This window comes from Streptomyces lincolnensis (assembly GCF_001685355.1).
GTDB classification, from domain to species: Bacteria; Actinomycetota; Actinomycetes; order Streptomycetales; family Streptomycetaceae; genus Streptomyces; species Streptomyces lincolnensis.
Genome location: NZ_CP016438.1, coordinates 8,008,438 through 8,034,254, shown reverse-complemented (window position 1 = coordinate 8,034,254; position 25,817 = coordinate 8,008,438). Strand labels below are relative to the sequence as shown.

Below are 25,817 nucleotides of genomic sequence, written 5' to 3'. Positions count from 1 at the left end.
CCCGTCCGATCTGGAGAACTCCCTTGAGACGCACCGCAGTTCGCCTGCTCCTGGCCGCGCTGGTCGCGCTCGCCGCCTGTCTGGTCGGCCCGGGGCCCGCCGCCCAGGCCGCCGTGCCCGCCTCCCCGGCGGTGACGTACACCAACCCGATCGCGGAGAAGCGGGCCGACCCGCACATCTTCAAACACACCGACGGCTACTACTACTTCACCGCGACCGTCCCCGAGTACGACCGGATCGTGCTGCGCCGGGCCACGACCATCCAGGGCCTGTCGACGGCCCCGGAGACGACGATCTGGACCAAGCACGCGAGCGGGGTGATGGGCGCGCACATCTGGGCGCCGGAGATCCACTTCATCGACGGCAAGTGGTACGTGTACTTCGCCGCCGGCGCCACCAACGACGTGTGGGCGATCCGGATGTACGTCCTGGAGGGCACCGGCGCCAACCCGCTGACCGCGGCCTGGACCGAGAAGGGCCAGATCAGGACGCAGTGGGAGAGCTTCTCCCTGGACGCGACGACCTTCGTGGTCAACGGGGTCCGCTATCTGTCCTGGGCGCAGCGCGACCCGTCGGTGAACAACAACACGGACATCTACCTCGCGAAGATGGCCAACCCCTGGACGATCACCGGGACTCCGGTGATGCTGTCACGGCCCACCTACTCCTGGGAGACCGTCGGGTACAAGGTCAACGAGGGCCCGGCGGTGATCCAGCGCGGCGGCAAGGTCTTCATGTCGTACTCGGCCAGCGCCACCGACAGCAACTACTGCCTCGGCCTGCTGTCCGCCTCCGCGAGCGCGGACCTGCTCAACACCGCCAACTGGACGAAGAGTTCGACTCCCGTCTTCACCAGCAACGCGGCCACCGGCCAGTACGGCCCGGGCCACAACTCCTTCACCGTCTCCGAGGACGGCAAGAGCGACGTCCTCGTCTACCACGACCGCAACTACAAGGACATCAGCGGCGACCCGCTCAACGACCCGAACCGCCGCACCCGCGTCCAGAAGCTGTATTGGAAGGCCGACGGCACCCCCGACTTCGGTATCCCGGTGGCCGACGGCGTCACCCCGCAGCGGCTGTCGTCGTACAACTTCCCCACCCGCTTCGTGCGGCACTGGGAGTACCGCGCCCGCATCGACGCGAACGTCTCCCCGCTCGCCGACTCGCAGTTCCGGACCGTCCCCGGCCTGTCCGGCAACGGCACGGTGTCCCTGGAGTCCGCCAACTTCCCCGGCTACTACCTGCGGCACGACAACTTCGAGGTGCGGGTGGTGAGGAACGACGGCACGGCGCGGTTCGCCGCCGACGCGAGCTTCTTCCGGCGCGCCGGACTGTCGGACTCCGCGGGTGTCTCCTACGAGGCGTCCAACTACCCCGGCCGGTACCTCCGGCACTGGGAGTACCTGCTGTACGTGCAGAGCCCGGGTACGGCCACGGACCGGGCGGACGCCACGTTCTACGCCGAGTGACGGCGGGCGCCGGTGCCGCCGGGGCCGGTGTCGTAGGCCGTCTCGATCGGCCGCTCGTCGGCCAGGACGTGTCCTCGCGGCGGCCCCTTCAGCACCGCGCGCACGGCGGTGAGGAGGTCCGGCGCCACATGGTCCGCGCGGGCCGTCTCCTCCGCCGGGGTCTCGGGTGTCGGTACGAGGATCCCGTGGGCGCCCGCCCGGTGCGCGGCCTCGACGTCCGCACCGAGGGGGCCGACGACCACGCAGTCCGACGGGGCCGTGCAGACGCGTCCGACCGCCCAGAGGATCAGGCCGGGTTCGGGCGGGCGGCAGTGGCAGCCGTCCTCGGGGCCGTGCGGACAGACGCCCCGCACGTCGAAGGGGCCGAGGAGTTCGTCGACCCGGCGGTCGACGTGCCGGACGTCGGCGTCCGTGAGCAGTCCGCGCGCGATGCCGGGCTGGCTGGTGACGAACCCGGTGCGGACCCCGTGCAGCCGCAGCATCCCGAGCGCCTCGCGGGCACCGGCGACGGGGCGGACCCGGTCGGGGTCGGCGTTGTCGGGGACGTTCTCGACGAGCGTCCCGTCACGGTCGAACAGCACCGTCTTCACCCGGCTCATACGGCCACCTCCCGCCAGGCGGGGGTGTGGCGGTGCCGCCATCGTCCGCTCAGCCAGTGCCAGGTCGCCGTGGGCGGGATGAGCACGCTGGTGGCGAGCATGGTGGTCACCTCGTACCGGGTGCGGGGGCCGGCGGTGATGCGCTCCCGGGCGAGTTCTGCGGTGGCGGCGGCCCAGCCGAGGGCGGCGGCCGTGGCGGCCCGCCGTGCTCCCGCGACCGCCAGGGCGCACGCGGCGGCACCCGCGGCCGTCGTCGTGAGGTGGGCGCGCAGCCGGCCGCGCGGCGCCACCGCCTTCTCCCACCAGCCGGGGCCGTGCAGATGGCGCATGAGGGCGTCGTCGGCGGTGCCGCGCTGGACGCGCAGCGACACCCAGCGGCCGGCGGGGCGCACGGCGTGACGGGTGGTGCGTCGTCCCTGCTGGATGCGCCAGCCGGCGTCGAGGACCCGCAGGGCGAGGTCGGTGTCCTCGCGCCAGGCCCGCCGGAAGCGTTCGTCGAAACCGCCGACCCGCTTCAGGACCTCCGTGCGGTAGGCCATGTCGGCGGTGGTCCACCGGGCCCGCGCCCGGCCCGCCGTCTCCCGCTCCCAGTCGGTGAGACGGCGCTCCCCGGGCAGCGGTACGGCGATGACGCCCTGGACGCCCGCGGTGTCCGGGCCCGCGTCGGCCAGGTCCCGCACCACCTGCTCGCACCAGTGCGGGCCGACCTGGACGTCGTCGTCGAGGAAGACCACCCAGGGCGAGGCGGCCGCGCGCAGGCCGGTGTTGCGGGCGGCGGCCGGCCCGTGTCCGCCGCCCGGGACCACCGTCGTGCGGTCGCGCAGCTCCCCGAGGACGCTCAGCGGGTGCTCCAGCGGGCCGAGGTCGGCATCGGGCCGGTCGTCGACGAGGACGATCTCCTGCGGGGCCGGTCCGGTGGCCGCCGCGAGCGCCGCGAGACAGTCGGCGAGGGTGTCGCGCACGAGGGTCGGGACGACGACGGCGTAGGGCACGGATCCGGTGCTGCCGGTGGCCGCCGCCCGACGCGGTGCGGATCCACTCACGGGGCTCTCCTCACTCTCGCCTGCACTGGTGTCCCGGATCGGGTAACCGTGCTGAGCGGTGGTACGCACACCCGCCCACACCCGCCTGGGCCAAGTGTGTGAGCCGTATACGAAGAAGCCGCTGAGCAGGCCGGATTCCCTACGATCGTTCTGTGGTCACCTTCCTGCTCGAACGCACGGCACCGCTCCCCCTCGACGAGGCGTGGCGCCGCCTCACGCAGTGGCCCCGCCACGGCACGGTGGTGCCCCTGACCAGCGTCACCGTGATCACCGCTCCGCCGACGGGCGAGGGCACGGTCTTCGTGGCCCGTTCGGGCATCGGCCCTCTCGCCTTCGACGACCGCATGGAGGTCACCGTGTGGCGTCCTCCCACGGACGACCTCCCGGGCCTGTGCCGTCTCGACAAACGCGGCCGGGTCGTCACGGGCTGGGCCGAGATCGAGGTACGGCCCGGTCCGGGAGGCAGGTCGCGCGTGCTCTGGCGCGAGGAACTCCGGGCCCGCCCGCTCCCCCGCTTCCTCGACCCCCTGCTCGGCCCCCCGGCCCGGTATGTGTTCGGGCGCGCGCTGAACGGCCTGCTGCGACAACCGTGAGCGGGCCGCGCGACGGCTCGGCAGACCTCGGACCGCGCCTGCGCGTCCGCTCAGGCCACCGACCCGATCCGCCTCGGCGGCAGCGACGTCCCGTCGTGGTGGATCGGGGTGTGGGCGCCGGTGAGGGAGACGCCGCTGCCGCCGCGCCGGGCGGCGACGATCTCCGCGGCGATGGACAGGGCGGTCTCCTCGGGCGTCCGGGCGCCCAGGTCCAGTCCGATCGGGGACCGCAGGCGGGCCAACTCCAGTTCGGTGACGCCGACTTCGCGCAGCCGCTCGGCGCGGTCGAGGTGGGTCCGGCGCGAGCCCATCGCGCCGACGTACGCCACCGGCAGGCGCAGCGCCAGCCGAAGCAGCGGTACGTCGAACTTGGCGTCGTGCGTCAGCACGCACAGGACGGTCCTGGCATCCACCTCCGTGCGCTCCAGGTACCGGTGCGGCCACTCGACGGCGATCTCGTCGGCCTCCGGGAAGCGGGCCCGCGTGGCGAACACCGGGCGGGCGTCGCACACGGTCACGTGATGGCCGAGGAACTTCCCGACCCGTACGAGAGCCGACGCGAAGTCGATCGCGCCGAAGACGATCATCCGGGGCGGAGGGACGGAGGACTCCACGAGGACCGTGAGCGGGGAACCGCAGCGCGATCCCCGCTCGCCGATCTCCAGCGTGCCGGTGCGGCCCGCGTCCAGGAAGGCGCGGGCCTCCGCGGCGAGGGTGCGGTCCAGCTCGGGATGGGCGCCGAAGCCGCCGCCGTACGAGCCGTCGGGGCGGACCAGCATCGCCCGGCCGACGAGGTCCGCCGGGCCGGAGACGATCCGCGCCAGCGCCGCCGCCGTCCCGCGCGCGGCGGCTTCGAGCGCGGCCGCGACCACCGTACGGACCCGGTCGCCGGCCCGGACCGGGGTGACCAGGATGTCGATGACGCCGCCGCAAGTCAGGCCCACGGCGAAGGCGTCGTCGTCGCTGTAGCCGAAGCGCTCCAGGACCGGCTCGCCGTCCGCCAGGGCCTGTCGGCACAGCTCGTAGACCGCGCCCTCCACACAGCCGCCGGAGACCGAGCCGATGGCCGTGCCGTCGGCGTCCACCGCGAGGGCGGCGCCGGGCCCGCGGGGCGCGCTGCCTCCGACGGCCACGACGGTGGCGACGGCGAAGTCGCGTCCCTGCTCGACCCACCGGTCGAGCTCTTCGGCGATGTCCAGCATGTCTCGGTCTCCTTGACGGCGGTGTACGGAACGGCTTTCCCGTGAGCGCTAGTGCACGCCCAGCCAGCTCTCGATGGGGTTGAGGGCGTAGTAGACGAAGAAGATCGCGGTCAGGCCCCACATGAACGCCCCGATCTCCCGGGCCTTGCCCTGGGCGACCTTGATGGCGGTGTAGCTGATGACTCCGGCGGCGACGCCCGCGGTGATGGAGTAGGTGAACGGCATGATCACGACGGTGAGGAAGACGGGGATGGCGGTGGCCCGGTCGGCCCAGTCCACGTGCCGCGCGTTCGTCATCATCATCCCGCCGATCACCACGAGGGCGGCGGCGGCGACCTCGCCCGGCACGATGGCCGTGAGCGGGGTGAAGAACAGACAGGCGGCGAAGAACAGGCCGGTGACGACGGAGGACAGGCCCGTGCGGGCGCCCTCGCCGACGCCGGTGGCCGACTCGACGAACACGGTCTGGCCGGAGGCGCCGGACACCCCGCCGATCGCTCCGCCCGCGCCGTCGATGAACAGCGCCTTGGACAGGCCCGGCATCCGGCCCTTGTCGTCGGCGAGCTTCGCCTCGGTGCCGACGCCGATGATGGTGGCCATCGCGTCGAAGAACCCGGCGAGGACCAGCGTGAACACGATCATGCCGACCGTCATCGCGCCGACCTCGCCCCAGCCGCCGAACTCGACGTGGCCGAAGAGCGAGAAGTCCGGCATGGACACCGCGCTGCCGTGCAGTTCGGGCGCCCCGCCGGCCCACTGCTTCGGGTCGATGACGTCCAGCGTGTTGAGGAGTACGGCGAGCACGGTGCCGCCGAGGATGCCGATGAGGATCGCGCCGGGGACGCCGCGCGCCTGGAGCATGAAGATGGCGAGCAGGGTCAGCGCGAACAACAGCACGGGCCAGCCCGCGAGTTCACCGGCCGGGCCGAGGCTGACCGGGGTCGCCTCGCCCCGGTGGACGAAGCCGGCCTTGTAGAAGCCGATCAGGGCGACGAACAGGCCGATGCCCATGGTGATCGCGTGCTTGAGGGCCAGCGGGATGGCGTTCATGATCATCTCGCGCAGGCCGGTGACGACCAGCAGCATGATGACGACGCCGTACATCACGCACATGCCCATGGCCTGCGGCCAGGTCATCACGGGCACGACCTGCGAGGCGAGGACCCCGGAGACGGACAGTCCGGCGGCGAGCGCGAGCGGCACCTTGCCGAAGAAGCCCATCAGCAGTGTGGTGAGGGCCGCCGCGAAAGCGGTCGCGGTGATCAGGGCCTGCTGACCCAGTGTGGCTCCCGCCACGTCCTTGCCGGACAGGATCAGCGGGTTGAGCAGGAGGATGTACGCCATCGCCATGAAGGTGGTGACGCCGCCGCGCACTTCACGCGCGAGCGTGGATCCTCGCCGGGACATGTGGAAGTACCGGTCGAGCCAGGACCTGCCGGCCGGGACGCGGGTGCCTTCGCCCGCGTCGTCGGCGACGGTGGTCGGCTCCAGGGACTGCTGGGTCATGGTGCCGTCTCCCAAGTTTCAGAGGGGGTTGGGATTACACGACCCGGGGGACGGCCCGAGACGAACAGGGGTGTTACGCGGTTCCCGTCAGGTGCTCCGGGCGTACCGGCGTGCGGTTCAGCTCCAGCCCCGTGGCGTTCCGGATCGCCGCGAGGACGGCCGGAGTGGACGACAGGGTGGGTGCCTCGCCGACACCGCGCAGCCCGTACGGCGCGTGGTCGTCGGCGAGTTCGAGCACGTCGACGGGGATGGTCGGCGTGTCGAGGATGGTGGGGATCAGGTAGTCCGTGAAAGAGGGGTTCCTGACCTTGGCCGTCTTGGGGTCGACGATGATCTCCTCCATGACGGCCACGCCCAGTCCCTGGGTCGTGCCGCCCTGGATCTGGCCGATGACGGACAGCGGGTTGAGCGCCTTGCCGACGTCCTGCGCGCAGGCCAGCTCGATGACCTTGACCAGCCCGAGCTCGGTGTCGACCTCGACGACCGCGCGGTGCGCGGCGAAGGAGTACTGCACATGGCCGTTGCCCTGGCCGGTGCGCAGGTCGAAGGCCTCGGTGGGCCGGTGCCGCCACTCGGCCTCGACCTCGACGGCCTCCCCTTCGAGTACGTCGACCAGGTCGGCGAGGACCTCGCCGCCGTCGGTGACGACCTTGCCGCCCTCCAGGAGCAGTTCGGCGGTGGCCCAGGCGGGGTGGTAGGAGCCGAACCTGCGGCGCCCGAGTTCCAGGACCTTCTCCCGGACCAGCTCGCAGGAGTTCTTGACGGCGCCGCCGGTGACGTACGTCTGCCGCGACGCGGACGTCGAACCGGCGCTGCCCACCTGGGTGTCGGCCGGGCTGATGGTCACCTGGGTGACGCCGAGCTCGGTGCGGGCGATCTGCGCGTGGACGGTGACACCGCCCTGCCCGACCTCCGCCATGGCCGTGTGGACGGTCGCCACCGGCTCACCGGCGATGACCTCCATGCGGACCTTGGCCGTCGAGTAGTCGTCGAAGCCCTCGGAGAAGCCGACGTTCTTGATGCCGACCGCGTAGCCGACACCGCGTACGACGCCTTCGCCGTGCGTGGTGTTGGACAGCCCGCCGGGCAGCTGCCGTACGTCCGCCTCCTCGCCGGCCGAGAGCCACTGCTGCTCCGGCGGCAGCGGCATCGCCTTGACGCGGCGCAGGAGTTCGGCGACCGGTGCCGGGGAGTCGACGGGCTGTCCCGTCGGCATGATCGTCCCCTGCTCCATGGCGTTCAGCTGCCGGAACTCCACCCGGTCCACCCCCACCGCGTCCGCCAGCCGGTCCATCTGCGCCTCGTAGGCGAAGCACGCCTGGACCGCGCCGAAGCCGCGCATGGCGCCGCAGGGCGGGTTGTTGGTGTAGAGGGCGACGGCCTCGATGTCGACGTCGTCGACGACGTACGGCCCGACGCCGAGCGAGGCGGCGTTGCCGACGACCGCGGGCGAGGCGGAGGCGTACGCGCCGCCGTCCAGCACGATCCGGCACTTCACGTGGGTGAGCTTGCCGTCCTTCGTGGCGCCGTGCTCGTAGTAGAGCTTGGCGGGGTGGCGGTGGACGTGCCCGAAGAAGGACTCGAACCGGTTGTAGACGATCTTGACGGGCTTGCCCGTCCGCAGCGCCAGCAGACAGGCGTGGATCTGCATCGACAGGTCCTCACGCCCGCCGAAGGCACCGCCGACGCCGGACAGCGTCATCCGCACCTTGCGCTCGGGCAGCCCGAGCACGGGCGCGATCTGCCGCAGGTCGCTGTGCAGCCACTGGGTGGCGATGTAGAGGTGGACGCCACCGTCCTCGTCCGGCACGGCCAGCCCCGACTCGGGGCCGAGGAACGCCTGGTCCTGCATGCCGAAGGTGTACTCGCCCTCGACGACGAAGTCGGCGCGCTCGCGGGCCGCCGCGACGTCACCGCGGATGATCGGCTGCCGGTGGACGATGTTCGGGTGCGGGACATGGCCGATGTGGTGGTCGTCGCGGCCCTCGTGGACGAGGATCGCGTCCGGCGCGGTCGCGGAGGCCTCGTCGGTGATGACGGGCAGCTCGCGATACTCGACCTTGATCTTGGCGGCGGCGCGGCGGGCCGTCTCCGGGTGGTCGGCGGCGACGATGGCGACCGGCTCGCCGTGGTGCCGGACCTTGCCGTGGGCGAGGACGGGCGTGTCCTGGATCTCCAGGCCGTAGTTCTTCACCTCGGTCGGCAGATCGTCGTAGGTCATGACGGCGTACACACCCGCCAGGGCCAGCGCCTCGCTCGTGTCGATGGACACGATCTCGGCGTGCGCGACGGTCGAGCGCAGGATCTGCCCCCAGAGCATGTCCTCGTGCCACATGTCGGACGAGTACGCGAACTCGCCGGTGACCTTGAGGGTGCCGTCGGGGCGGAGCGTGGACTCGCCGATGCCGCCCTTGGTCCGGGAACCCTGGGTGATCTTGGTAGGAGCGCCGTTGGCAGCCATGGTCAGACCCCCTGGGATTGCCGGGCGGCCGCGAGGCGGACCGCGTCCATGATTTTCTCGTAGCCGGTGCAGCGGCACAGGTTGCCCGACAGCGCCTCGCGGATGTCCGCGTCGGTCGGGTTCGGGTTGCGCTCCAGCATCTCGTCGGCGGCGACCAGCAGACCGGGCGTGCAGAAGCCGCACTGAACGGCACCGGCATCGATGAACGCCTGCTGGATCGGGGCGAGTTCGGCGCCCTCACCGGTATGGGAGTCCTGCCCCTGGGCGGACCAGCCCTGGGCGTCCTGAAGGGAGGTGCCGCAGGCACCGGTCCCGCAGGACCGCTGTTTGGCGTGGTCGGCGAGCCCTTCGACGGTCACCACCTCGCGCCCCTCGGCCTGCCCGGCGGCGACCAGACACGAACACACCGGAACACCGTCCAGGCGGACCGTGCAGGACCCGCACTCCCCCTGCTCGCAGGCGTTCTTCGAACCGGGAAGCCCGAGCCGCTCCCGCAGCACGTACAGCAGGGACTCGCCCTCCCACACGTCGTCGGCTTCCTGCGGACGTCCGTTGACAGTGAAATTGACACGCATCAGGCGACTCCCTCCGAGCGGGCGGCGGTGCCGCGGTACGACTCCCAGGTCCAGGTCAGGGTGCGGCGGGCCATGATGCCGACCGCGTGGCGGCGGTAGCTCGCGGTGCCGCGGACGTCGTCGATCGGGTTGCAGGCGCCGGAGCACAGATCCGCGAACTGCTTGGCGACCGACGGCGTGATGATCTTCCCGTTGTCCCAGAACCCGCCCTCCTCCAGAGCGGCGTTCAGGAACTCCTCGGCGGCCTTGGCCCGGACGGGTGTGGGGGCGGCCGAACCGATCCCCGTCCGCACGGTCCGCGTCCGGGGGTGCAGCGCGAGCCCGAAGGCGCACACGGCGATGACCATGGCGTTCCTGGTGCCCACCTTGGAGTACTGCTGCGGCCCGTCGGCCTTCTTGATGTGCACGGCGCGAATCAGCTCGTCGGCGGCGAGCGCGTTGCGCTTCACACCGGTGTAGAACGCGTCGATCGGGATGAGCCGCGACCCGCGCACGGACTCGACCTCGACCTCGGCGCCCGCGGCCAGCAGAGCCGGGTGGGCGTCGCCGGCCGGGGAGGCGGTACCGAGGTTGCCACCGACACCGCCGCGGTTGCGGATCTGCGGGGAGGCCACGGTGTGCGAGGCGAGAGCGAGCCCCGGAAGCTCGGCGCGCAGGTTCTCCATGATGCTCGTATAGGGAACCGAGGCCCCGAGCCGCACGCTCTCCTCACCGACCTCCCACTCCTCCAGATCGCCGATGCGGTTGAGGTCGAGGAGGTACTCGGGCCGGCGGTGGTCGAAGTTGATCTCGACCATCACATCGGTGCCACCCGCAATCGGCACAGCGGTGGGGTGCTCGGCCTTCGCGGCGAGCGCCTCCTCCCAGCTGGCGGGGCGAAGGAAGTCCATGACCGGCTCTCTTCTTCGTCTCGTGAGTCGTACGGATCGAGCCAATCCGTGTGCGGCGGGCCCGGCTCGTTCATGTGCTGTTTACGCGGAGTGAAGCCAGTACACAGCGGTGTGCGCCGACCGGGTCAGTCACGGAAACCATGAAGGAGTTGGCTGGTCGGGACCGTCATCTTGTAGATTCGTATGAACGGAGGTCCTCAGTAACCTCCACGTTTTCCAGGAGAAACGTGAGACACGGCCCACGTGACCTGGGACACAGCACCGGAGACGGCAGACGCCGCCCACCACTCACCGACCCCACTCCCTGATCGTAGATTTCGAGACAAAGAACGGCGGCGACGAGAATGCGGCTGCGCGCACTGCTGGACACCGACGCGCTGGGCCTGCGGCTGCTCGGTGGCGAGGACGAACTGGACCGCACCGTACGCGGTGTCATGACCACCGACCTGCGCGACCCGAGCCGCTATCTCTCGGGCGGCGAACTGGTCCTGACGGGCCTGGCCTGGCGGCGCGACGCCACCGACGCCGAGCCCTTCGTGCACATCCTGGTCCAGGCCGGTGTGGCGGCCCTGGCGGCCGGCGAGGCCGAGCTGGGGGACGTCCCGGACGACCTGGTCCTCGCCTGCGCCCGCCACCGCCTCCCGCTCTTCGCGGTGCACGAGTCGGTCGCCTTCGCCACGATCACCGAGCATGTCGTACGGCAGGTCTCGGGCGAGCGGGCGGGCGATCTGGCGGCCGTGGTGGACCGGCACCGCCGCATGATGACCTCGGGCCCGGCGGGCGGCGGCCCGGACGTCGTCCTGGACCTCCTGGGCTCGGACCTGGACCTGCGCGCCTGGGTGCTGTCCCCCACCGGTCGCATGATCGCGGGCTCGAAGACGGGCGCCCCGGGCCTGCCGTCCGACACCTGCGCCAAACTCGCGGCCGAACACCTCTCGGCCGCCCGCACCGGCAGGCGCGGCCCCCACCGCGTACCGCTCGGCAGCGCCACGTACTCGCTCTTCCCGGTCCGCAGCAGCGGCCGCTCCCCCCAGGCCTCCCGGGACGTACGCGAGAGCGTCCTGTCGGACTGGCTGCTGGCGGTCGAGGCGGACGCCGGGGACTGGCCCGAGGAACGGCTCGACCTCCTGTACGGCGTCACCCAGCTGATCGCGGTGGAACGCGACCGCCGGGACGCGGCCCGCACGGTCCGCCGCCGCCTGGCCCAGGAGGTCCTGGAACTGGTCCAGACGGGAGCCGCCCCGGCGGAGATCGCCGCCCGCCTGCGCGTGGCGGCCCCGGTCCTCCTGCCCGGACTGGGAGCGGCCCCGCACTGGCAGGTGGTCGTGGCCCGGGTCGAATGGGACGGCGGCGACCCGGAGTCGGGCCCGGTGGCCCAGTCCCTCCTGGAGGAGATCCTGGTCGACCCGCTCGCCACCGGCCCGGAGCCCTCCGACCGCATCGCGGTGGCCCACACGGGCGACGAGGCGATCGCGCTGGTCCCGCTCCCCGCGGTCTCCACCGAGCACGACGGCTCGGAGGCGGGCATCCTCGCCGACCTGCTCCTGGAGACGGTCCGGGACCCCCTGTCGGCGGGCCTGGACGACGACGGCCGGGTCACCCTGGGCGTCAGCGCGGCGGTCCACTCCGCGGAGGGCCTGCGAGGCGCCCTGGAGGAGGCCCGCCACGCCCGCCGGGTGGCGGCGGCGCGCCCCGGCCGGGTCTGCGCCGCGGGCCACCAGGAACTGGCCTCCCACGTCCTCCTGCTCCCCTTCGTCCCCGACGACGTCCGCCGGGCCTTCACCGCCCGCCTCCTGGACCCCCTGCGCGACTACGACCGCCGCCACCGCGCCGAGCTGATCCCCACCCTTGAGGCGTTCCTCGACTGCGACGGCTCCTGGACCCGCTGCGCGTCCCGTCTCCACCTGCACGTCAACACGCTGCGCTACCGCGTCGGCCGTATCGAGCAGTTGACGGGCCGTGATCTCTCCCGCCTGGAGGACAAGCTGGATTTCTTCCTGGCACTGCGCATGAGCTGAAACCTGGAAGACCCGGGACTCCCACGACTTTGTGAAATCCTTCACCCACCCCCTTGGCCCAGGCCACCGATCCGTGCTGAGATGCGGCCACCACTCATAGCTCGATGGCGCGCTCGGGGAGGGCAAGGTGGCGGATACCGCCATGTCTGGTTACGGAACGACCGCCGGTGACGATCCACTCCAGACCGCGGTATGGCGGCTGCGCTCACGCGCATGCTGGGCCGACGCGGCAGCGCTGCTCCAACCTGTCACCGCATCGGCGGCCCTTCAGAGAGCCGCCCTCCTGGTCGAACGCTGTCTCTACACCGAACAGGGCTGGGAGGAGGCCGAGGACGCCCTGCGCACCGCCGAGGCCCTGGCCCACAGCGACGACGAACGCGGCGCGGCCGCTTGTGAAAGAGGGCACCTTGCCTACGCCGCCACGCTGCACGGCGTCCGCGACCGGGCCGACGAGGCCCGGGCGGCCCTGGGCCGGGCGGCGGCCCTGATCGCCCCGGGAGCCCCCCGACGGGCTCTCCTGGACTTCCGCCGGGGCCTGTTGGCCGAGAACCTCACCCGCTCCCCCCAGGCCGCCCGAGCGGCCTACCGCCGCGCCCACGCGGGCGCCACCGCCCACTCCGACGCCCTCCTGCTCTCCTTCACCTGGCGCCACCTCGCCGGACTCGCCCTCCGCGACGGCGAGTTGGCCGAGGCCCGCCACGGTTTCGCCGAGTCCCTCCGCATCCGCGAGGAGCTCGGCTACCTCGTCGGCACGGCCCCCGCCCTGGCTTCCCTGGCCGACACCGAAACCGAACCCGAGGCCTCCCGCCTCCGCGAGGAAGCCGCCCGCCTCTTCCGCCTCCTCGGCGGCGTCCCCACCTGGCTCTCCCCCGAACTGGCCCCACCGGCTGCCACGGCTTAGCCCTGGCGCCGGTACCTGTGTCGTCCTGGGCACGCGTGACTGAGCGGTGCCGCCGCCTGGGGGTGCGGTGTGAGGTTGTGTGCCGGCTAGGGGTGGGTGGGGGCTGGTCGCGCAGTTCCCCGCGCCCCTGGGGTGGGTGGGGTTGCCCTGGGGCTGACGTGCGGGTTTCGCCGTCTGGGGGTGCCTTGCTCGGTCGTATGGCGGGTGCGGATTTGTTGTGGCTGGTCGCGCAGTTCCCCGCGCCCCTGGGGTGGATGCGGTTGCCGTGGGGCCGGCTGTGCGGGTTTCGCCGTTTGGGGTGTCTTGTTCGGTCGTATGGCGGGTGCGGGTTTGTTGCGGCTGGTCGCGCAGTTCCCCGCGCCCCTGAAAAGCGGAAGTCGCCGTCGAGCATGAGGCGCCCCCGGGCCGTAGGCGCTGTGGCCGCCCACGGCGGTAAGGGGACGGGGCGGGGGGTGTCCGCCCGCAGCGGCCGGCGTCCAACACGCAGTACCTCTTGGCCCGACAGCACCGCCGGACCGAGGACGGAGACCCCCCGCCCCGGCCCCGACCCACCACACGACAGTGGGCGCTACAGAAACCCCCACCGAACCCGCACAGCGCGCCGCAGGCATCACGCCCCGGCGAAGTGCTCCCCGACCAGCGCACGCACGACATCGAGATCACGGGCGATCAGCGCGTCGAGCAGCGCGAGGTGCTCCGCGGCGTCGGCCACCATCTCCGCGCGCCCGCGCGCCACCGCCGCCGCGCCCATCAACGGCCACTGCGCACGCCGGTGCAGATCCTCGGCGATCTGCACCAACTGCTCGTTCCCCGCCAGGGACAGCAGGGCCCGGTGAAACACCCGGTCGGACTCGGCGTAGGTGGCCCGGCACCCGGAGGCCGCCGCCCGCACCGTCGCCTCCGCGAGCGGCCGCAGTTCGGCCCACCGCTGCGCGGACACCGTACGAGCGAGCCGCACCATCACCGGCACCTCGATCAACGCCCGCACCTCGGCCAACTCGGCCAGCTCCCGGGCCCCCCGCTCGACGACCCGGAACCCCCGGTTGGGCACGACCTCGACGGCCCCGTCGAGCGCGAGCTGCTGCATGGCCTCCCGCACAGGAGTGGCGGAAACCCCGAACCGCTCCCCCAGAGCGGGCGCGGAGTACACCTCCCCGGGCCGCAGCTCCCCGGTCACCAGCGCGGTACGCAACGCATCGAGGATCTGCCCCCGCACAGAGGCCCGCTGAACAACAGCCCGAGCCCCCAGCTCTTCCCTCGGAGAGGGGCAGGGAATCGGCACCTCACTGTGCGTGTGCTCACCCCGGACAGCAACCTCCGGAACACCCCGCGCCGCATCCCGAGCGGCCCCCCGCCGCCCCACATCCACGGCCCGCACCTGAGCCGGCACCCGCACAGCCCCAAGCCCGGAAGAACCGGAAACCTCCGCACCCCCCGCCCCGGCGGAGCCCTGCGCACCCTGCTTCACGGCTCCTCCTCCGGACGTATCCGTACTTGCCGTCATTACGGCGTCTTGTTACTCACCCGTCAAGCACCTTAGGCCCAGAACCGTTCAGTTCAAATCCTGACCATATTGGGTAAGGTAAGGCTCACCTTCACCGCAACGCCGAATCGGTGGTCCCGCATGCCCGCACAGCTGCCCGCACCACGACCGGCCCCCCACGCACCCCACGCACCCCACTCACCCGTCACCTCACCCGTCACCGACGCCTACACCCAGGCCACCAAGGCCCTCCCAAGCCTGACGGTCACAGAACTCGGCAACACCGAGCAGCCCCCGCGAACCCCCGGCTGGATCACCACCGCCGCACTCGCGGAAGACCCGCAAGCCCTGGACACCTTCCTGGCCTGGGACGACGCCCAGATCCTCCGAGACCACGGCCGCCCGGCCCGCCCGGACGTGACCGCCAGCTTCGGCCTGCACCGCTACGCCTGGCCCGCCTGCCTCCTGATCACCGCCCCCTGGTTCCTGCACCGGCGGGTCCCCCGCTACCCCGTGACCAACGTCTCGTACGACCGCACGCACGGCCCGATGTCCTTCGCCGTACGCCCGGGCCCCTTCGCCTGCCTCCCGGACGACCCGGCGTCGACGCACCCGGACGCGAGGACAGTGCCCGACGAGGAGGCCCTGCGCGCCGAGGTCCGGGACGCGATCGCCGAGCACATGGAGCCGGTCCTCGCCGCGTTCGGCCCCCGCATGCGCCGCCGCGGCCGGGCCCTGTGGGGCATGGTGACCGACGAGATCGTGGAGAGCCTGTGGTACCTGGCCGAACTACTGGGCGAGGACGAGAAGCAACGGGCCGAACACGAACTCGACCGACTCCTGCCCGGCACGACCAAGCCGTACGTCGGCTCCGCGGCCTTCCGCGTCCTGACGGGACCGAACGGCGAACCGCTCCCCACCCGGGACCGGGCGAGCTGCTGCATGTTCTACACGCTGGACCCGGACGACACCTGCGTCACCTGCCCCCGCACGTCCGACGCGGACCGCATCGCCAAACTACTGGCCGGCTCACCGAGCTGACGGCGGAACCACCGGGCTGACGCACCAAGCCGACGCCTCCCACCACCAGTTGAGGCACCCTCAGGACGGGCCGAACCACCCGTCCCGTAAGATCACTCCGGATCGGACGACCCCACGGTTACAGGCGTTTCACATTTTCCTCACACGCCGCAGGAACTTTCCGAGGAACCACCCGTACGGGTAGTCTTATTCGAACTCAACTCCCGCCCCTCACGCGGCAGTTCGAGCAGAACGCCGCCCTGGGCAACCCCTTGCACTTCCTTGGCGGCCTCTTGCCCCGAAAACGCCTGAGGGCCGTTGGGATTGGGCCACTATGGCGGGCGTTACACGCCCTATCCCAATGCAAGGGACCCCAGATGAGATTGACCGACATATCGCTGAACTGGCTGCTTCCGGGCGCCGTACTGCTCCTGGGCATGCTGGCGGCGGTAGCGGTGCTCGCGCGCGGCAAGCGGTCCGGGGAGCACGCGAAGACCGAGGACTCGTGGGAGCGGAACGAGGAGCGCCGCAGGCGCAAGGAAGCCATATACGGCACGGCTTCCTATGTACTGCTCTTCTGCTGTGCCGCCGTCGCCGCCGCCCTCTCCTTCAAGGGCCTGGTCGGCTTCGGCGAGCAGAACCTGGGCCTGTCCAACGGCTGGCAGTACCTGGTGCCGTTCGGCCTGGATGGCGCGGCGATGTTCTGCTCCGTGCTCGCGGTGCGCGAGGCCAGCCACGGCGACGCGGCCCTCGGCTCCCGGATACTCGTATGGACGTTCGCGGGTGCCGCGGCCTGGTTCAACTGGGTGCACGCGCCCAGGGGTCTGGGCCACGACGGCGCCCCCCACTTCTTCGCGGGCATGTCCCTGTCGGCCGCGGTCCTCTTCGACCGCGCACTCAAGCAGACCCGTCGGGCCGCGCTGCGTGAGCAGGGCCTGGTCCCCCGCCCGCTGCCGCAGATCCGCATCGTGCGCTGGCTGAGGGCGCCGCGGGAGACGTACAAGGCCTGGTCGCTGATGCTGCTGGAGAACGTGCGCAGCCTGGACGAGGCGGTCGACGAGGTCCGCGAGGACAAGCGTCAGAAGGAAACGGCCCGCCTCCGGCGCCGCGAGCAGGAGCGGGTCGAGCGGGCGCAGCTCAAGGCGATCAGCCGGGGCCATCGCGGATTCGTGGGCCGCGGCCGACAGTTGGAGGCGCAGGCCACCCTGGAACGGGCGGACGACCGCGTCACCGCGGAGCCTGCCATATCGCCCAAGGAGCAACTGCCCGTCCGCGCGCGGCCCTCCCTCCAGCCCGTCCGCAACGGGTCTGAGTCGCACACGGTGGACCTCACCGCGGAGGACGACACAATGGCCCTGCCTCGCCTCGACTCGCTCGAGCGCAAGCTCAAGGATCTTGAGCAGCAGTTCGGCTAGACGAAGCACCACGGGAAGGGGGCGTGACCGAAGCGGTCACGCCCCCTTCCCGTTCCCTCAACGCCCGTTCACGCGAGGCCGCCGTCGAGTTCGAACCACACCGACTTGCCCACGCCATGCGCCCGTACGCCCCAGGCGTCCGCGAGGGACTGCACCAGCATCAGGCCCCGGCCGTGCGTGCCGTCGTCGGCGACCGGCACGCACATTCTGGGCCGGCGGGCGACGAAGTCCCGTACCTCCACCCGCAGTCCGCGGGGTCCGACGACGGCCGTGAACACCGCGTCGTGGTCGGTGTGGACGAGTGCGTTGGTGACGAGTTCGCTGGTGAGCAGTTCCGCGACCTCCGATCGTCCGGGCCGCCCCCACTGCCGTAGCAGCTCCCGCAGTGCCTTACGGGTCTCCGGTACCGCCCCCAGGTCCGCCCGTTCGAGTCGGCGCCTGAGCTGCGGCACCGGCACCTGTTCCACGGCGCTGTCGGTGTTGTCCTCCACTGTCTGAGACGAGAAGGCCCCTACTGCCGTGGGACCGCCTCCTCGTGCCTGCCTCTTCATGACCCCCGCCCGCGTGCCGATGTCGGTTCCCCTCCTGCTCGAACACGTTCACGGGGATCCATGCCCCGCAGTTCACGGGCCAGTCATGTCGAATCGTCAACGACCAGGTGTTCGGCCACGCCACGGGCCGCGCCACGAGCCGCCGAGAATCCGCTGTGACGACGGCCGAACTCTGGTGAAAGCACGCCTGGAACGCGCCCTCGGGAAGTCCGTGCGGCCCGCGCGGTACGGTCCGCACGTGCCGTTGACCCTGTCCGTGCGGCACGTGCCCGCACAGCCCCTGCCGGTGGACCAGGCACTACAGGCCGTCCACGAGTCGTTCGGCACCGGGACGGGATGCGGAAAGCCCTGGTCGACAAGTCGGTTCCGGCTCAAGGGGCGGGCGCCCGAGGAGTGGGCGGGTCACCGTGTCGAGGCCGTGATCGAGGGGCTGTCGTACGACGCCGCCGGGGTGCCGTCTGCCGGGGGAGGCGGGGGCGAACCCGACCGTCCCGCACGGGTTCACGCCTACGCGGCCGGGCGACGCCCTGACCGCCGGGGATCGGCCCGTCTGCCGATTCCGGGCTGCCGACCTCGCCGTACCCGACGAAGAGGTGTGACGGCTGCTCCTGGACGTGGCGGTGTTACTGAGGAGTTGGGCGTTCAGAGGGAGGAGATCCGGTTGCCGGACTCCCCCGGCCGCACCGCCGGCTTCCCCCGGCTCGTGAAACTGGCCGGAATCCGCTGGTCCCCCACCACTCCCGCCCGGTCGACCTGCTGGAACGGCCGCAGCGCGAATCCCCCCTGAGTTTCGCACTGCGGCCGTTCCAGGTCCTCACCCCGCGGCAGCGGCCGGCCCGGGCCCTCGATCGCCCCTTCACCGGGGCCGCCCGCCCGACCCCCGTGCGGGAGGGCGGCCCCGGTGCCGCTGCGGCCGTGCGGTCAGTGGAGCTTGTTCACGGCCGTGGTGGTCGTCTTCTTGAAGGCCTTCACCGGAGCGTCGTCGAAGTCGCCCATCTGCCCCCAGTCGACGACGGTGACGGTCCGGCCGTCGCGTCCGACGGAGACGAGACCGATGTCCATGGAGCCCCAGGAGGTGCTGGTCTGCACGCCGTGCACATGGGCGCCCTCCTCGACCGGCAGGGTGCCGTAGTCGCGGTACCTGGTGTCGATGTCCGGGTCGCCCTCACCGGCGTTCAGGGCACAGGCGCGGAAGTCCCGGTTCAGGCCCTTGGCGAGGGCGGCGGCCTTGGTGTCGTTGCCGACGACGACGGTGACCTGGCGGGCGCTGGTCTCCAGGTCGGTGCGGAACTCGCGGTAGCGGACGTCGTAGGCGAGGAGCGTGTTGTGCAGGCAGGACGTCAGCGACTCCGGGACGCCGTCCTTGACCTTGTCGGCGGTCCAGGCGGAGGTGGGGTGCGGCGGCAGTTCGGAAGCGGCGAGGAAGCGGGGGTACGCGGCGGTCTTCGCCGCCACGGTCTTGACCACCGCCGTCTTCTTCGCCCCGGTCGGCGCCGCCTCGGCGTGGGCCTGCACACCGAGTGTGGTGCCGAGCGTGGCGGCCGTGAGGGCGAGTACGGTGAGCGCGCTGGATCGCATGTGCTTGGGCATGGGTGTCCCCCGTGAACGAGTGCATGAGTAATGGGATGCCGCCTCGGCGCCGGTTGGTCGGTCCGGCCGCTGTCGGGGCGACACCAGAAGCATCAGCGGTCACAGGGGGCGGATGCAACACGGGACGGCCGATCCACCACGGTGGAACCATCCCAGCCCCTTTGACGTGCAGGTATAGGGAGTGCCTGGGATACGGGCCGGGGACGGACGGGGGACGGCGTGACGGCAGCACAGGACGAGGTCGGGGAGTTCGCGGCGCTGCTGCGGCGACTGAAGGACCGCACGGACCGCAGCTACGGCTCGCTGGCCCGCCGCCTGAACATGAACACCTCCACCCTGCACCGCTATTGCGCCGGTGAGGCCGTCCCCCTCGACTACGCCCCCGTCGAACGCTTCGCCGCACTGTGCGGAGCGACGCCGGAGGAACGCCTCGAACTCCACCGGCTGTGGCTGCGAGCGGTCTCGGCCCGCCAGCGCCCCCGAGCGGCCGGCGCGGCCGACCGGGGTCCGGAGGAGGCGGAGAGCCAGAGCCCGGAGCCCACGAGCACCGGCACCGAGCCGGTCCCGCCCGCCCGACCGGAAACCGAGGACGCCAAACCGGCCGAGGCGCCGGGGGCCGAGGAGCCGGGGGCCGACGGTCTGCCCGGAGAGGTCGATGGGCAGCGTGGCGCGGAGACCGAGACAGTCCTGGCCGGCCGGACGGAGTCCGCTCCCGCCCCGCGGCGCTGGTACCGCCGGCGTCGGATCGCGGTGGCGGCGGCTGTCGCGGGGGCGTTGCTCGTGACGTTGGGCAGTCTGTCGGCGCTGCCGTCGGACAGACCGTCGACGCGGGCTCAGGGGCAGGAGTCGGACGAGCCGTACCGCACGACACCGCCCGGCGTGTCCGTCACCCCCTCGGGCACACCGACCAGCCCCTCCCCCGGCACCGCTTCGCCCTCCGCTCCGAAGGGGACCGGGGGTGCCTCGGGGAAGCCGTCCGCGCCGCCGAGCGGAGGCCGCGGGTCGTCGCAGGAGCCGGGCGGGAAGCCCCCGGCCGGGACCGGTACTCCGCTCACCTGGAGCGTCAACTCCCACGTCTGGAACCAGGGCTGCGGCCACGACTACGTCATCACCAAGCCGCCGGCCCAGGTCGCGCCGCCCCCGGCCGCGCAGGACGCCCGCGTGTGGGCGGGGGCGGAGGGTGCCGTGCACGGCAGGGACACCCAGGTGCAGATCTCGGTGCAGGGGCGCGAGTCCACGGCCGTGGTCCTGGAGGCGCTGCGTGTCCGGGTCGTCGGCCGCGCGGCCCCGGTCCAGGGCTCCTCGTACGCCATGGACCAGGGGTGCGGCGGGGCGCTCTCCCCGCGCTACTTCTCCGTCGACCTGGACAAGGACCGCCCGGTCGCCCACTCGAAGGCCGGCGGCGACGCGGAGGGGCCGATCCCGGCCATCCAGATGCCGTACCGCGTCTCGGCCGAGGACCCGGAGGTGCTGCTGGTCACGGCCACCACCACGACCTGCGACTGCAACTGGTACCTCGAACTGGACTGGTCCTCCCAGGGCCGCACCGGCACGGTCCGCATCGACGACCACGGCCGCCCCTTCCGCACCAGCTCCATCAAGGGCCTGCCGCGCTACTGGTACGCCACCGACGAGGCCGGCACGCGCGCCTGGGTGCCGTACGACAGTTAGGGCCTCCGCAGTTCGTCACGCCTCCCAGACGGCGGCGGCCGTACGGTCGTCGGCATACCCCTTGACCCGTACCTGGGTGTCGGCGAGGAAGGCGGCGAGGCCGGGCGGGGTGGGTCCGGACCATCGGTCCGTGAGGTGCTCGCACAGCTCGGGTTCGCCGCGCAGCGGCTCGGCGAGGCCGCCGGTGCACATCAGGAGCGTGTCACCCGGACGGGCGATGGAGGCGCGGAAGCGGAAGGGTTCGCGGGACGGCTCGGGGGCGGGTTCGTAGGGGCTCGGGGGCGTGGGGATGCCCAGGTCCATGGTGAGGCGGTCGCCCTCGGGGGTCTCGGCGGGCAGGGAGCCGAAGCCGACGACGGGTTCGCCGGCGACGTCGGTGACGCGGGGCTCGATGTCGTGCCACTCGCCGTCGCGGAGCCGGAAGAGGCCGCCCGCGCCGACGCCGAAGAAGACCCGGGTGCGGCACTCGGGGTCGGCGGGCAGGAGGAGGCAGCGCAGGGTGGCGGCGTACTCCTCGGGGTCGATGCCCTGCTCGGCGGCGCTGGCGCGGAGTTTGCCGAGGCTGCGGTCGGTCAGGCGGTGCAGTCCCGACTTCAGGTCGCCGCGGCGGCCGGCCCTTATGTCCTCGCCCAGCCGGGCGTGACTGCGGCCGACGGCCCGGCCGATCCATTGGCAGGCCTCCGCCGCCGCCCGGTGCGCCCCCGGGGTGGCGCGGGCCCCGGTCGCCATCGCCACCAGGACGAGCGCCTGCTCCCCGGAGCCGAACCGGGCGGTGAGCAGCGAGTCGCGGCGCGGCTCCCCCCGGAACCTCGCGGAATCCCCGCGCACGGACACCGCCCGCAGCGTCCCGGAGCCGTAGCGGGCCCCGTCCAGCACGGTGTCCGCGACCAGGTCGTCCAGGTCGTCCGGGTCCGCCGGGGGCAGCGCGGTCGGTTCGGCCTCGTAGGTGGGCGGTCCGGAGCCCACGTGGTCGACGGGGTCGGCCGGCAGGGAGGGCACGTCGAGACGGGTGGGCGTCCGGCCGTCCTGCGGGGAGTCGGGCTCCGGGGCTCGGCCGGGACTGTCCTGCGGTGAGCCGGGGGCGGGGCCGGGCTCGGTGTCCTGCGGCCCGGAGTCGTCGGGGGTGGCGTCGGTGGGGCTGCGGTCCTGCCCGGTGGGGGGTTCCGTGGGCCGAGGGGGGCCGAAGGGGGGTGGCGGAGGCGGTGGAGTCGCAGGAGGCGGCGGAGTGTCCGGGGGCATCGGCGAGGCGGGGACGGTGGTCGCCGGTGGCTCCTCCACGGAACTGCCGGTGGCCGAGGGGGCGCGCTCCGGAGGCGTGTACTCGGCGAATCCCGGCGGTTTCGGGCCGAGCGGGAACGTCGCCGGGCCCTCGGGGGCATCGGGTGGAGGCTCCCAGGGAGCCCGCTGCCGTGCGTCCCGCGCCTGCGGCTCCGAGCCGTCCGCCCCCGGGCGTTGCGCGGGGACCGCGGCCGCGGTCCCGGGTGGCCGCCCCTCCACCGCGTCCGCCGCCGAGGCGAAGCGGTCGTCGAGGGAGTCGGGTGCGGCCGTGGGGCCGGTGTCCTCGGTGGAGTCGTCGTACAGCTGCCCCCACCAGTCGTCCTCATGACCGGTGGGCGTTCCCCCCTGCTGGCTCATGCCCCTAATTGTCCACCGCATGGGCCGGATGAAAACGGGGCATCCGGAAAATCCGACGCGGTACACCCCGTCGAACGGCGTGTCGAGTGATCGCCCGAACGCCGATACGAAGGAAGTCGCCGGACGGCTCCACCCCCCACGGGAGAACCGCCCGACGACGCCGGAAGTGTGACCCGTCCGCCTGTGGATCCACTGTGGCCGGCCGGTGTCACCCCGCTCCGGCACCCGAGTACCCGCGAACGCCCTGGTGAACCGTGCTGATCTGCGCCCGCACCGGTCCTCCTGCACTCTGGACAGATGGGAACGGTGGACCTCCTGCTGGTCGGGCTGGTCATCCTGTTCGGTCTGGGCGGGGTGCTGGTGCCCGGCGTGCCGGGGTCCTGGCTGGTGTGGGCCGCGGTGATGTGGTGGGCGCTGAAGGATCCGCAGCCGGTCGCCTGGGCGGTGCTGGTGGGGGCGACCGTCGCGCTGTTCCTCTCGCAGGTGGTGCGCTGGGCGCTGCCGCCCCGACGGCTGCGCGCGAGCGGTGCGACACCGCGCATGGGCGTGTACGCCGGGGTCGGGGCCTTCGCCGGCTTCTTCCTGGTCCCCGTGCTCGGCGCGATCCCCGGCTTCATGGGCGGGATCTACCTGTACGAACGGCTCCGCCTCGGCCGCCACGGCGAGGCCCGGGCGGCCCTGCGCACGGCGATGCGCTCGGGCGGCTCCAGCGTGCTCGCGGAGCTGTTCACCTGTCTGCTGATCACGGGGGCGTGGCTGGGGGCGGTGATCTGGGGCTGACGTAGGGCCGGAGGCCTAGGCCGAGAACCCGATGTGCGAGGCGGGGCACTCGTGTTCGGATGGGTGCCATGACCGCATTCAGTGAGGCCGAGCGCGCCTACCTCAAGTCGCAGCGACTGGGACGGCTGGCGACCGTCGACCGGCACGGGCAGCCGCAGGCGAACCCGGTGGGCTTCTTCCCGCAGGACGACGGCACGATCCTGATCGGCGGCCACGCACTGGGCGCCACCAAGAAGTGGCGCAACCTCCAGAAGAACCCGAAGGTCGCGCTGGTGGTCGACGACATCGTCAGCGAGCGCCCCTGGACGGTGCGCGGTATCGACATCCGCGGGGAGGCGGAGCTCCTCACCGGCCCGCACGAGCTGGGCCCGCACTTCAGTGAGGAGCTGATCCGCATCCATCCGCGCCGGGTGCACAGCTGGGGGCTGGCGGACGACGCCTAAAGTACGCCTACAGCACGCCTTCGAGGGTGAGCAGGTGGGTCTTGCGTTCCAGTCCGCCCGCGTACCCGGTGAGGGCACCGTTCGCGCCGATCACCCGGTGGCAGGGCCGCAGGATCAGCAGCGGGTTGGCGCCGATCGCGCCGCCGACGGCCCGGACGGCGGCGCGGGGAGCGCCGATCCGCGCGGCGATCTCGCCGTACGACGTGGTCGCGCCGTACGGGACGGTGTCCAGGGCGGTCCAGACCCGCTCCCGGAACTCACTGCCCGCACTGCTCAACTCCAGGTCGAAGTCCTTGAGTTCACCGGCGAAGTAGGCGGCGAGCTGCTCCTCGGCCGCCCGGAAGGGGCCGGGGTCGTGCCGCCAGCCCTCCTGGACGGTACGGCCGTTCTTCTGCTCCGGCACGGACAGCGAGGTCAGCGCGCCCTCGTCGTCGGCGGTGAGCAGCAACCGGCCGACGGGGCTGTCGAGGTGGGTCCAACGCATGGTCATCATCAGTACTCCAACTTCCCTGCTGCACGCAGGTGTTGTACGGCATAGGAGCGCCAGGGGCGCCAGCTGTCGGGAACGTCGAGGCCCGGTGGGGCGACGTCGGGATCGCCGAGGGCACGGGTGCGGATCGCGGCGACGACCCGGCCGTCCAGACCGGGCAGGGCGTACAACGCCTGCTGTGCGTCGTCCCGGTCGGCGCCCGGATCCAGGCGTACGGCGCCGTCGGCGAGGGCGGCGGTGAGCGCGCCCAGGGGGCCCTCCGGCTCGGCCTCCGCGAGGACGGCCGGTTCGGGGAACACATGGGTGAGGCTTCCGCAGGGGGCGTCGAGCGCCTTTCCGTACCGCCGGACCAGCCGTTCGGACTCCGCGCGTCCCACCAGGGCCCGCACCGCGAGTTCCTCCGGGTCGGCGGTTCCGGGCGAGCGCAGTCCGGGCCGGGCGGCGACGAGCGGGGCGAGCCGTTCGTCGGTACCGAGCCGCTCGTCGACGGCGTACGGGTCCGCGTCGAGGTCGAACAGCCGCCGCAGCCGCTGCACGGCGGTGGTGAGGTCGCGGGGGTCGGTGAGGTGCAGCCGGGCGTCCAGCCAGCCGCCCGGGTTCGCCCCGGACGCGGACCTGGCGGTGCCCGGACGCTCGTCGACGGCGACGATGCCGGTGCCGTGGGGCAGGCGCAGAGTACGGCGGTACATCCGCCGTCCGCGTGCCCCGCTCACCTCCTCCACCCCGGTCACCGCCTCGGCCTCCAGCAGGTCGAAGGCGGCGCCGGTCTGGTAGGGCCCCCGGTGGGCGAGCCGCAGCGGGATGCCCGCCGTGGGGGTGGCCGCGCGCCGCGTGGTCCGGGTGGCGGCCCTGAGTTCGCTCGGCGTCGAGGCGTACACCTCGCGCATGGTGTCGTTGAACTGCCGCACGCTGGCGAACCCCGACGCGAACGCGATCTGGGTGACCGGCAGGTCGGTGGTCTGGAGCAGGACCCGGGCGGTGTGGGCCCGCTGGGCGCGGGCCAGCGCGACGGGTCCGGCGCCGAGCTCGGTGGTGAGCTGCCGCTGCACCTGCCGCGCGCTGTACCCCAGCCGCGCGGCGAGCCCGGCGACGCCCTCACGATCGACGACACCGTCTCCGATCAGGCGCATGGCCCGCCCCACGACATCCGCCCGGACGTTCCAGTCCGCCGAGCCCGGCACGGCGTCCGGCCGGCACCGCCGGCAGGCCCGGAACCCCGAGCCCTGCGCGGCGGCGGCCGTCGCGAAGAACCGCACGTTGTGCCGCTTCGGCGTCACCGCCGGGCAGCTGGGACGGCAGTAGATCCCGGTCGTCTCGACAGCGAAGAAGAACTCCCCGTCGAACCGCCCGTCCCTGCTCCGTACCGCTTCGTACCTGGTGTCTTCGTCCATCACAGGATCCAGTGTGGCCCCTGCCGGGCGCTCGGGCTGGCGGAAATCGGACGGGGCAGTCCCAGCCCGTCCGGCGTTTGAGGACGAG

Annotated in this window: 23 protein-coding genes; 10 read left to right on the top strand and 13 right to left on the bottom strand. The window is 72.4% G+C overall.

The features are described 5' to 3' along the window. Positions 1 to 23 precede the first annotated feature (23 nt). Complete coding sequence (locus tag SLINC_RS35485) at positions 24 to 1,472, top strand: family 43 glycosylhydrolase (RefSeq protein ID WP_182449238.1); 1,449 nt, start codon at positions 24 to 26, stop codon at positions 1,470 to 1,472. Here SLINC_RS35485 and SLINC_RS35480 read toward each other — a convergent pair. Together SLINC_RS35480 and SLINC_RS35475 are read right to left on the bottom strand one after the other, a co-directional pair. Beyond that, positions 1,460 to 2,071 carry a D-glycero-alpha-D-manno-heptose-1,7-bisphosphate 7-phosphatase gene (locus SLINC_RS35480; RefSeq protein ID WP_067442203.1) on the bottom strand — a complete coding sequence of 204 codons (612 nt, stop codon included), beginning with the start codon at positions 2,069 to 2,071 and terminating at the stop codon, positions 1,460 to 1,462. The genes SLINC_RS35485 and SLINC_RS35480 overlap by 13 nt on opposite strands. Beyond that, positions 2,068 to 3,114: a glycosyltransferase family 2 protein gene (locus tag SLINC_RS35475; protein WP_067442201.1), complete on the bottom strand. Its 1,047-nt coding sequence runs from the start codon at positions 3,112 to 3,114 to the stop codon at positions 2,068 to 2,070. Before SLINC_RS35475 ends, SLINC_RS35480 begins: the two co-directional genes overlap by 4 nt. 152 nt (positions 3,115 to 3,266) lie before the next feature. Here SLINC_RS35475 and SLINC_RS35470 point away from each other — a divergent pair, with 152 nt between their 5' ends. Then, entirely contained in the window at positions 3,267 to 3,707 is a 441-nt protein-coding gene (locus SLINC_RS35470) for an SRPBCC family protein (protein WP_067442199.1), read from the top strand. A gap of 50 nt (positions 3,708 to 3,757) precedes the next feature. On the opposite strand, the gene SLINC_RS35465 is transcribed toward SLINC_RS35470, so the two are convergent. The 5 genes from SLINC_RS35465 to SLINC_RS35445 all read right to left on the bottom strand — a co-directional run bounded on the left by SLINC_RS35465 (position 3,758) and on the right by SLINC_RS35445 (position 10,341). Continuing rightward, positions 3,758 to 4,909 (bottom strand): XdhC family protein, encoded by a 1,152-nt coding sequence (locus SLINC_RS35465; protein ID WP_067442197.1) that lies wholly within the window; start codon positions 4,907 to 4,909, stop codon positions 3,758 to 3,760. Between the two features lie 48 nt (positions 4,910 to 4,957). Beyond that, entirely contained in the window at positions 4,958 to 6,415 is a 1,458-nt protein-coding gene (locus tag SLINC_RS35460) for an NCS2 family permease (protein WP_067442195.1), read from the bottom strand. 73 nt (positions 6,416 to 6,488) lie between these two features. Continuing rightward, the gene (locus SLINC_RS35455; protein WP_067442192.1) at positions 6,489 to 8,876 is read right to left on the bottom strand and encodes a xanthine dehydrogenase family protein molybdopterin-binding subunit; all 2,388 of its coding nucleotides are present in this window, start codon (positions 8,874 to 8,876) and stop codon (positions 6,489 to 6,491) included. A 2-nt stretch (positions 8,877 to 8,878) separates the two neighbouring features. Beyond that, complete coding sequence (locus tag SLINC_RS35450; RefSeq protein WP_067442190.1) at positions 8,879 to 9,451, bottom strand: (2Fe-2S)-binding protein; 573 nt, start codon at positions 9,449 to 9,451, stop codon at positions 8,879 to 8,881. Beyond that, the gene (locus SLINC_RS35445; protein WP_067442188.1) at positions 9,451 to 10,341 is read right to left on the bottom strand and encodes an FAD binding domain-containing protein; all 891 of its coding nucleotides are present in this window, start codon (positions 10,339 to 10,341) and stop codon (positions 9,451 to 9,453) included. The genes SLINC_RS35450 and SLINC_RS35445 overlap by 1 nt, the downstream gene beginning before the upstream one ends. Before the next feature lie 344 nt (positions 10,342 to 10,685). Between SLINC_RS35445 and SLINC_RS35440 the strand changes: the two genes are divergently transcribed. Both SLINC_RS35440 and SLINC_RS35435 read left to right on the top strand, forming a co-directional pair. Beyond that, entirely contained in the window at positions 10,686 to 12,359 is a 1,674-nt protein-coding gene (locus SLINC_RS35440) for a PucR family transcriptional regulator (RefSeq protein WP_067442186.1), read from the top strand. 127 nt (positions 12,360 to 12,486) lie between these two features. Next, positions 12,487 to 13,260: a hypothetical protein gene (locus SLINC_RS35435; protein ID WP_067442184.1), complete on the top strand. Its 774-nt coding sequence runs from the start codon at positions 12,487 to 12,489 to the stop codon at positions 13,258 to 13,260. 610 nt (positions 13,261 to 13,870) lie between these two features. On the opposite strand, the gene SLINC_RS35430 is transcribed toward SLINC_RS35435, so the two are convergent. Then, positions 13,871 to 14,728: a GntR family transcriptional regulator gene (locus SLINC_RS35430; RefSeq protein WP_067442182.1), complete on the bottom strand. Its 858-nt coding sequence runs from the start codon at positions 14,726 to 14,728 to the stop codon at positions 13,871 to 13,873. 156 nt (positions 14,729 to 14,884) lie between these two features. Here SLINC_RS35430 and SLINC_RS35425 point away from each other — a divergent pair, with 156 nt between their 5' ends. Together SLINC_RS35425 and SLINC_RS35420 are read left to right on the top strand one after the other, a co-directional pair. Beyond that, positions 14,885 to 15,784 (top strand): (2Fe-2S)-binding protein, encoded by a 900-nt coding sequence (locus SLINC_RS35425; protein WP_067442180.1) that lies wholly within the window; start codon positions 14,885 to 14,887, stop codon positions 15,782 to 15,784. Positions 15,785 to 16,140: 356 nt separating this feature from the next. Next, positions 16,141 to 17,178 carry a DUF2637 domain-containing protein gene (locus SLINC_RS35420; protein ID WP_067442178.1) on the top strand — a complete coding sequence of 346 codons (1,038 nt, stop codon included), beginning with the start codon at positions 16,141 to 16,143 and terminating at the stop codon, positions 17,176 to 17,178. A gap of 68 nt (positions 17,179 to 17,246) precedes the next feature. Here the strand turns inward: SLINC_RS35420 and SLINC_RS35415 are convergent, their stop codons facing one another. Further along, positions 17,247 to 17,669 (bottom strand): ATP-binding protein, encoded by a 423-nt coding sequence (locus tag SLINC_RS35415; protein ID WP_067442176.1) that lies wholly within the window; start codon positions 17,667 to 17,669, stop codon positions 17,247 to 17,249. A 58-nt stretch (positions 17,670 to 17,727) separates the two neighbouring features. Here SLINC_RS35415 and SLINC_RS50645 point away from each other — a divergent pair, with 58 nt between their 5' ends. Beyond that, positions 17,728 to 18,516: a hypothetical protein gene (locus SLINC_RS50645; protein ID WP_472573246.1), complete on the top strand. Its 789-nt coding sequence runs from the start codon at positions 17,728 to 17,730 to the stop codon at positions 18,514 to 18,516. Positions 18,517 to 18,650: 134 nt separating this feature from the next. Here the strand turns inward: SLINC_RS50645 and SLINC_RS35410 are convergent, their stop codons facing one another. Further along, positions 18,651 to 19,319 carry a hypothetical protein gene (locus SLINC_RS35410; protein ID WP_067442174.1) on the bottom strand — a complete coding sequence of 223 codons (669 nt, stop codon included), beginning with the start codon at positions 19,317 to 19,319 and terminating at the stop codon, positions 18,651 to 18,653. 219 nt (positions 19,320 to 19,538) lie between these two features. Between SLINC_RS35410 and SLINC_RS35405 the strand changes: the two genes are divergently transcribed. Further along, positions 19,539 to 20,990, top strand: coding sequence for a transcriptional regulator (locus SLINC_RS35405; RefSeq protein WP_067442172.1), 1,452 nt, complete (start codon positions 19,539 to 19,541; stop codon positions 20,988 to 20,990). Positions 20,991 to 21,005: 15 nt separating this feature from the next. On the opposite strand, the gene SLINC_RS35400 is transcribed toward SLINC_RS35405, so the two are convergent. Next, positions 21,006 to 22,625, bottom strand: a complete 1,620-nt coding sequence (locus SLINC_RS35400) for a PP2C family serine/threonine-protein phosphatase (RefSeq protein ID WP_067442170.1) — start codon at positions 22,623 to 22,625, stop codon at positions 21,006 to 21,008. Between the two features lie 297 nt (positions 22,626 to 22,922). On the opposite strand from SLINC_RS35400, the gene SLINC_RS35395 reads away from it, so the two are divergent. Beyond that, entirely contained in the window at positions 22,923 to 23,405 is a 483-nt protein-coding gene (locus SLINC_RS35395; RefSeq protein ID WP_067442168.1) for a DUF456 domain-containing protein, read from the top strand. 68 nt (positions 23,406 to 23,473) lie between these two features. Beyond that, the gene (locus SLINC_RS35390) at positions 23,474 to 23,848 is read left to right on the top strand and encodes a PPOX class F420-dependent oxidoreductase (protein WP_079164892.1); all 375 of its coding nucleotides are present in this window, start codon (positions 23,474 to 23,476) and stop codon (positions 23,846 to 23,848) included. A 7-nt stretch (positions 23,849 to 23,855) separates the two neighbouring features. On the opposite strand, the gene SLINC_RS35385 is transcribed toward SLINC_RS35390, so the two are convergent. Further along, positions 23,856 to 24,338, bottom strand: coding sequence for a methylated-DNA--[protein]-cysteine S-methyltransferase (locus tag SLINC_RS35385; protein ID WP_182449321.1), 483 nt, complete (start codon positions 24,336 to 24,338; stop codon positions 23,856 to 23,858). A gap of 2 nt (positions 24,339 to 24,340) precedes the next feature. Then, complete coding sequence (locus tag SLINC_RS35380; protein ID WP_067442163.1) at positions 24,341 to 25,729, bottom strand: bifunctional transcriptional activator/DNA repair enzyme AdaA; 1,389 nt, start codon at positions 25,727 to 25,729, stop codon at positions 24,341 to 24,343. Positions 25,730 to 25,817: the final 88 nt, after the last annotated feature.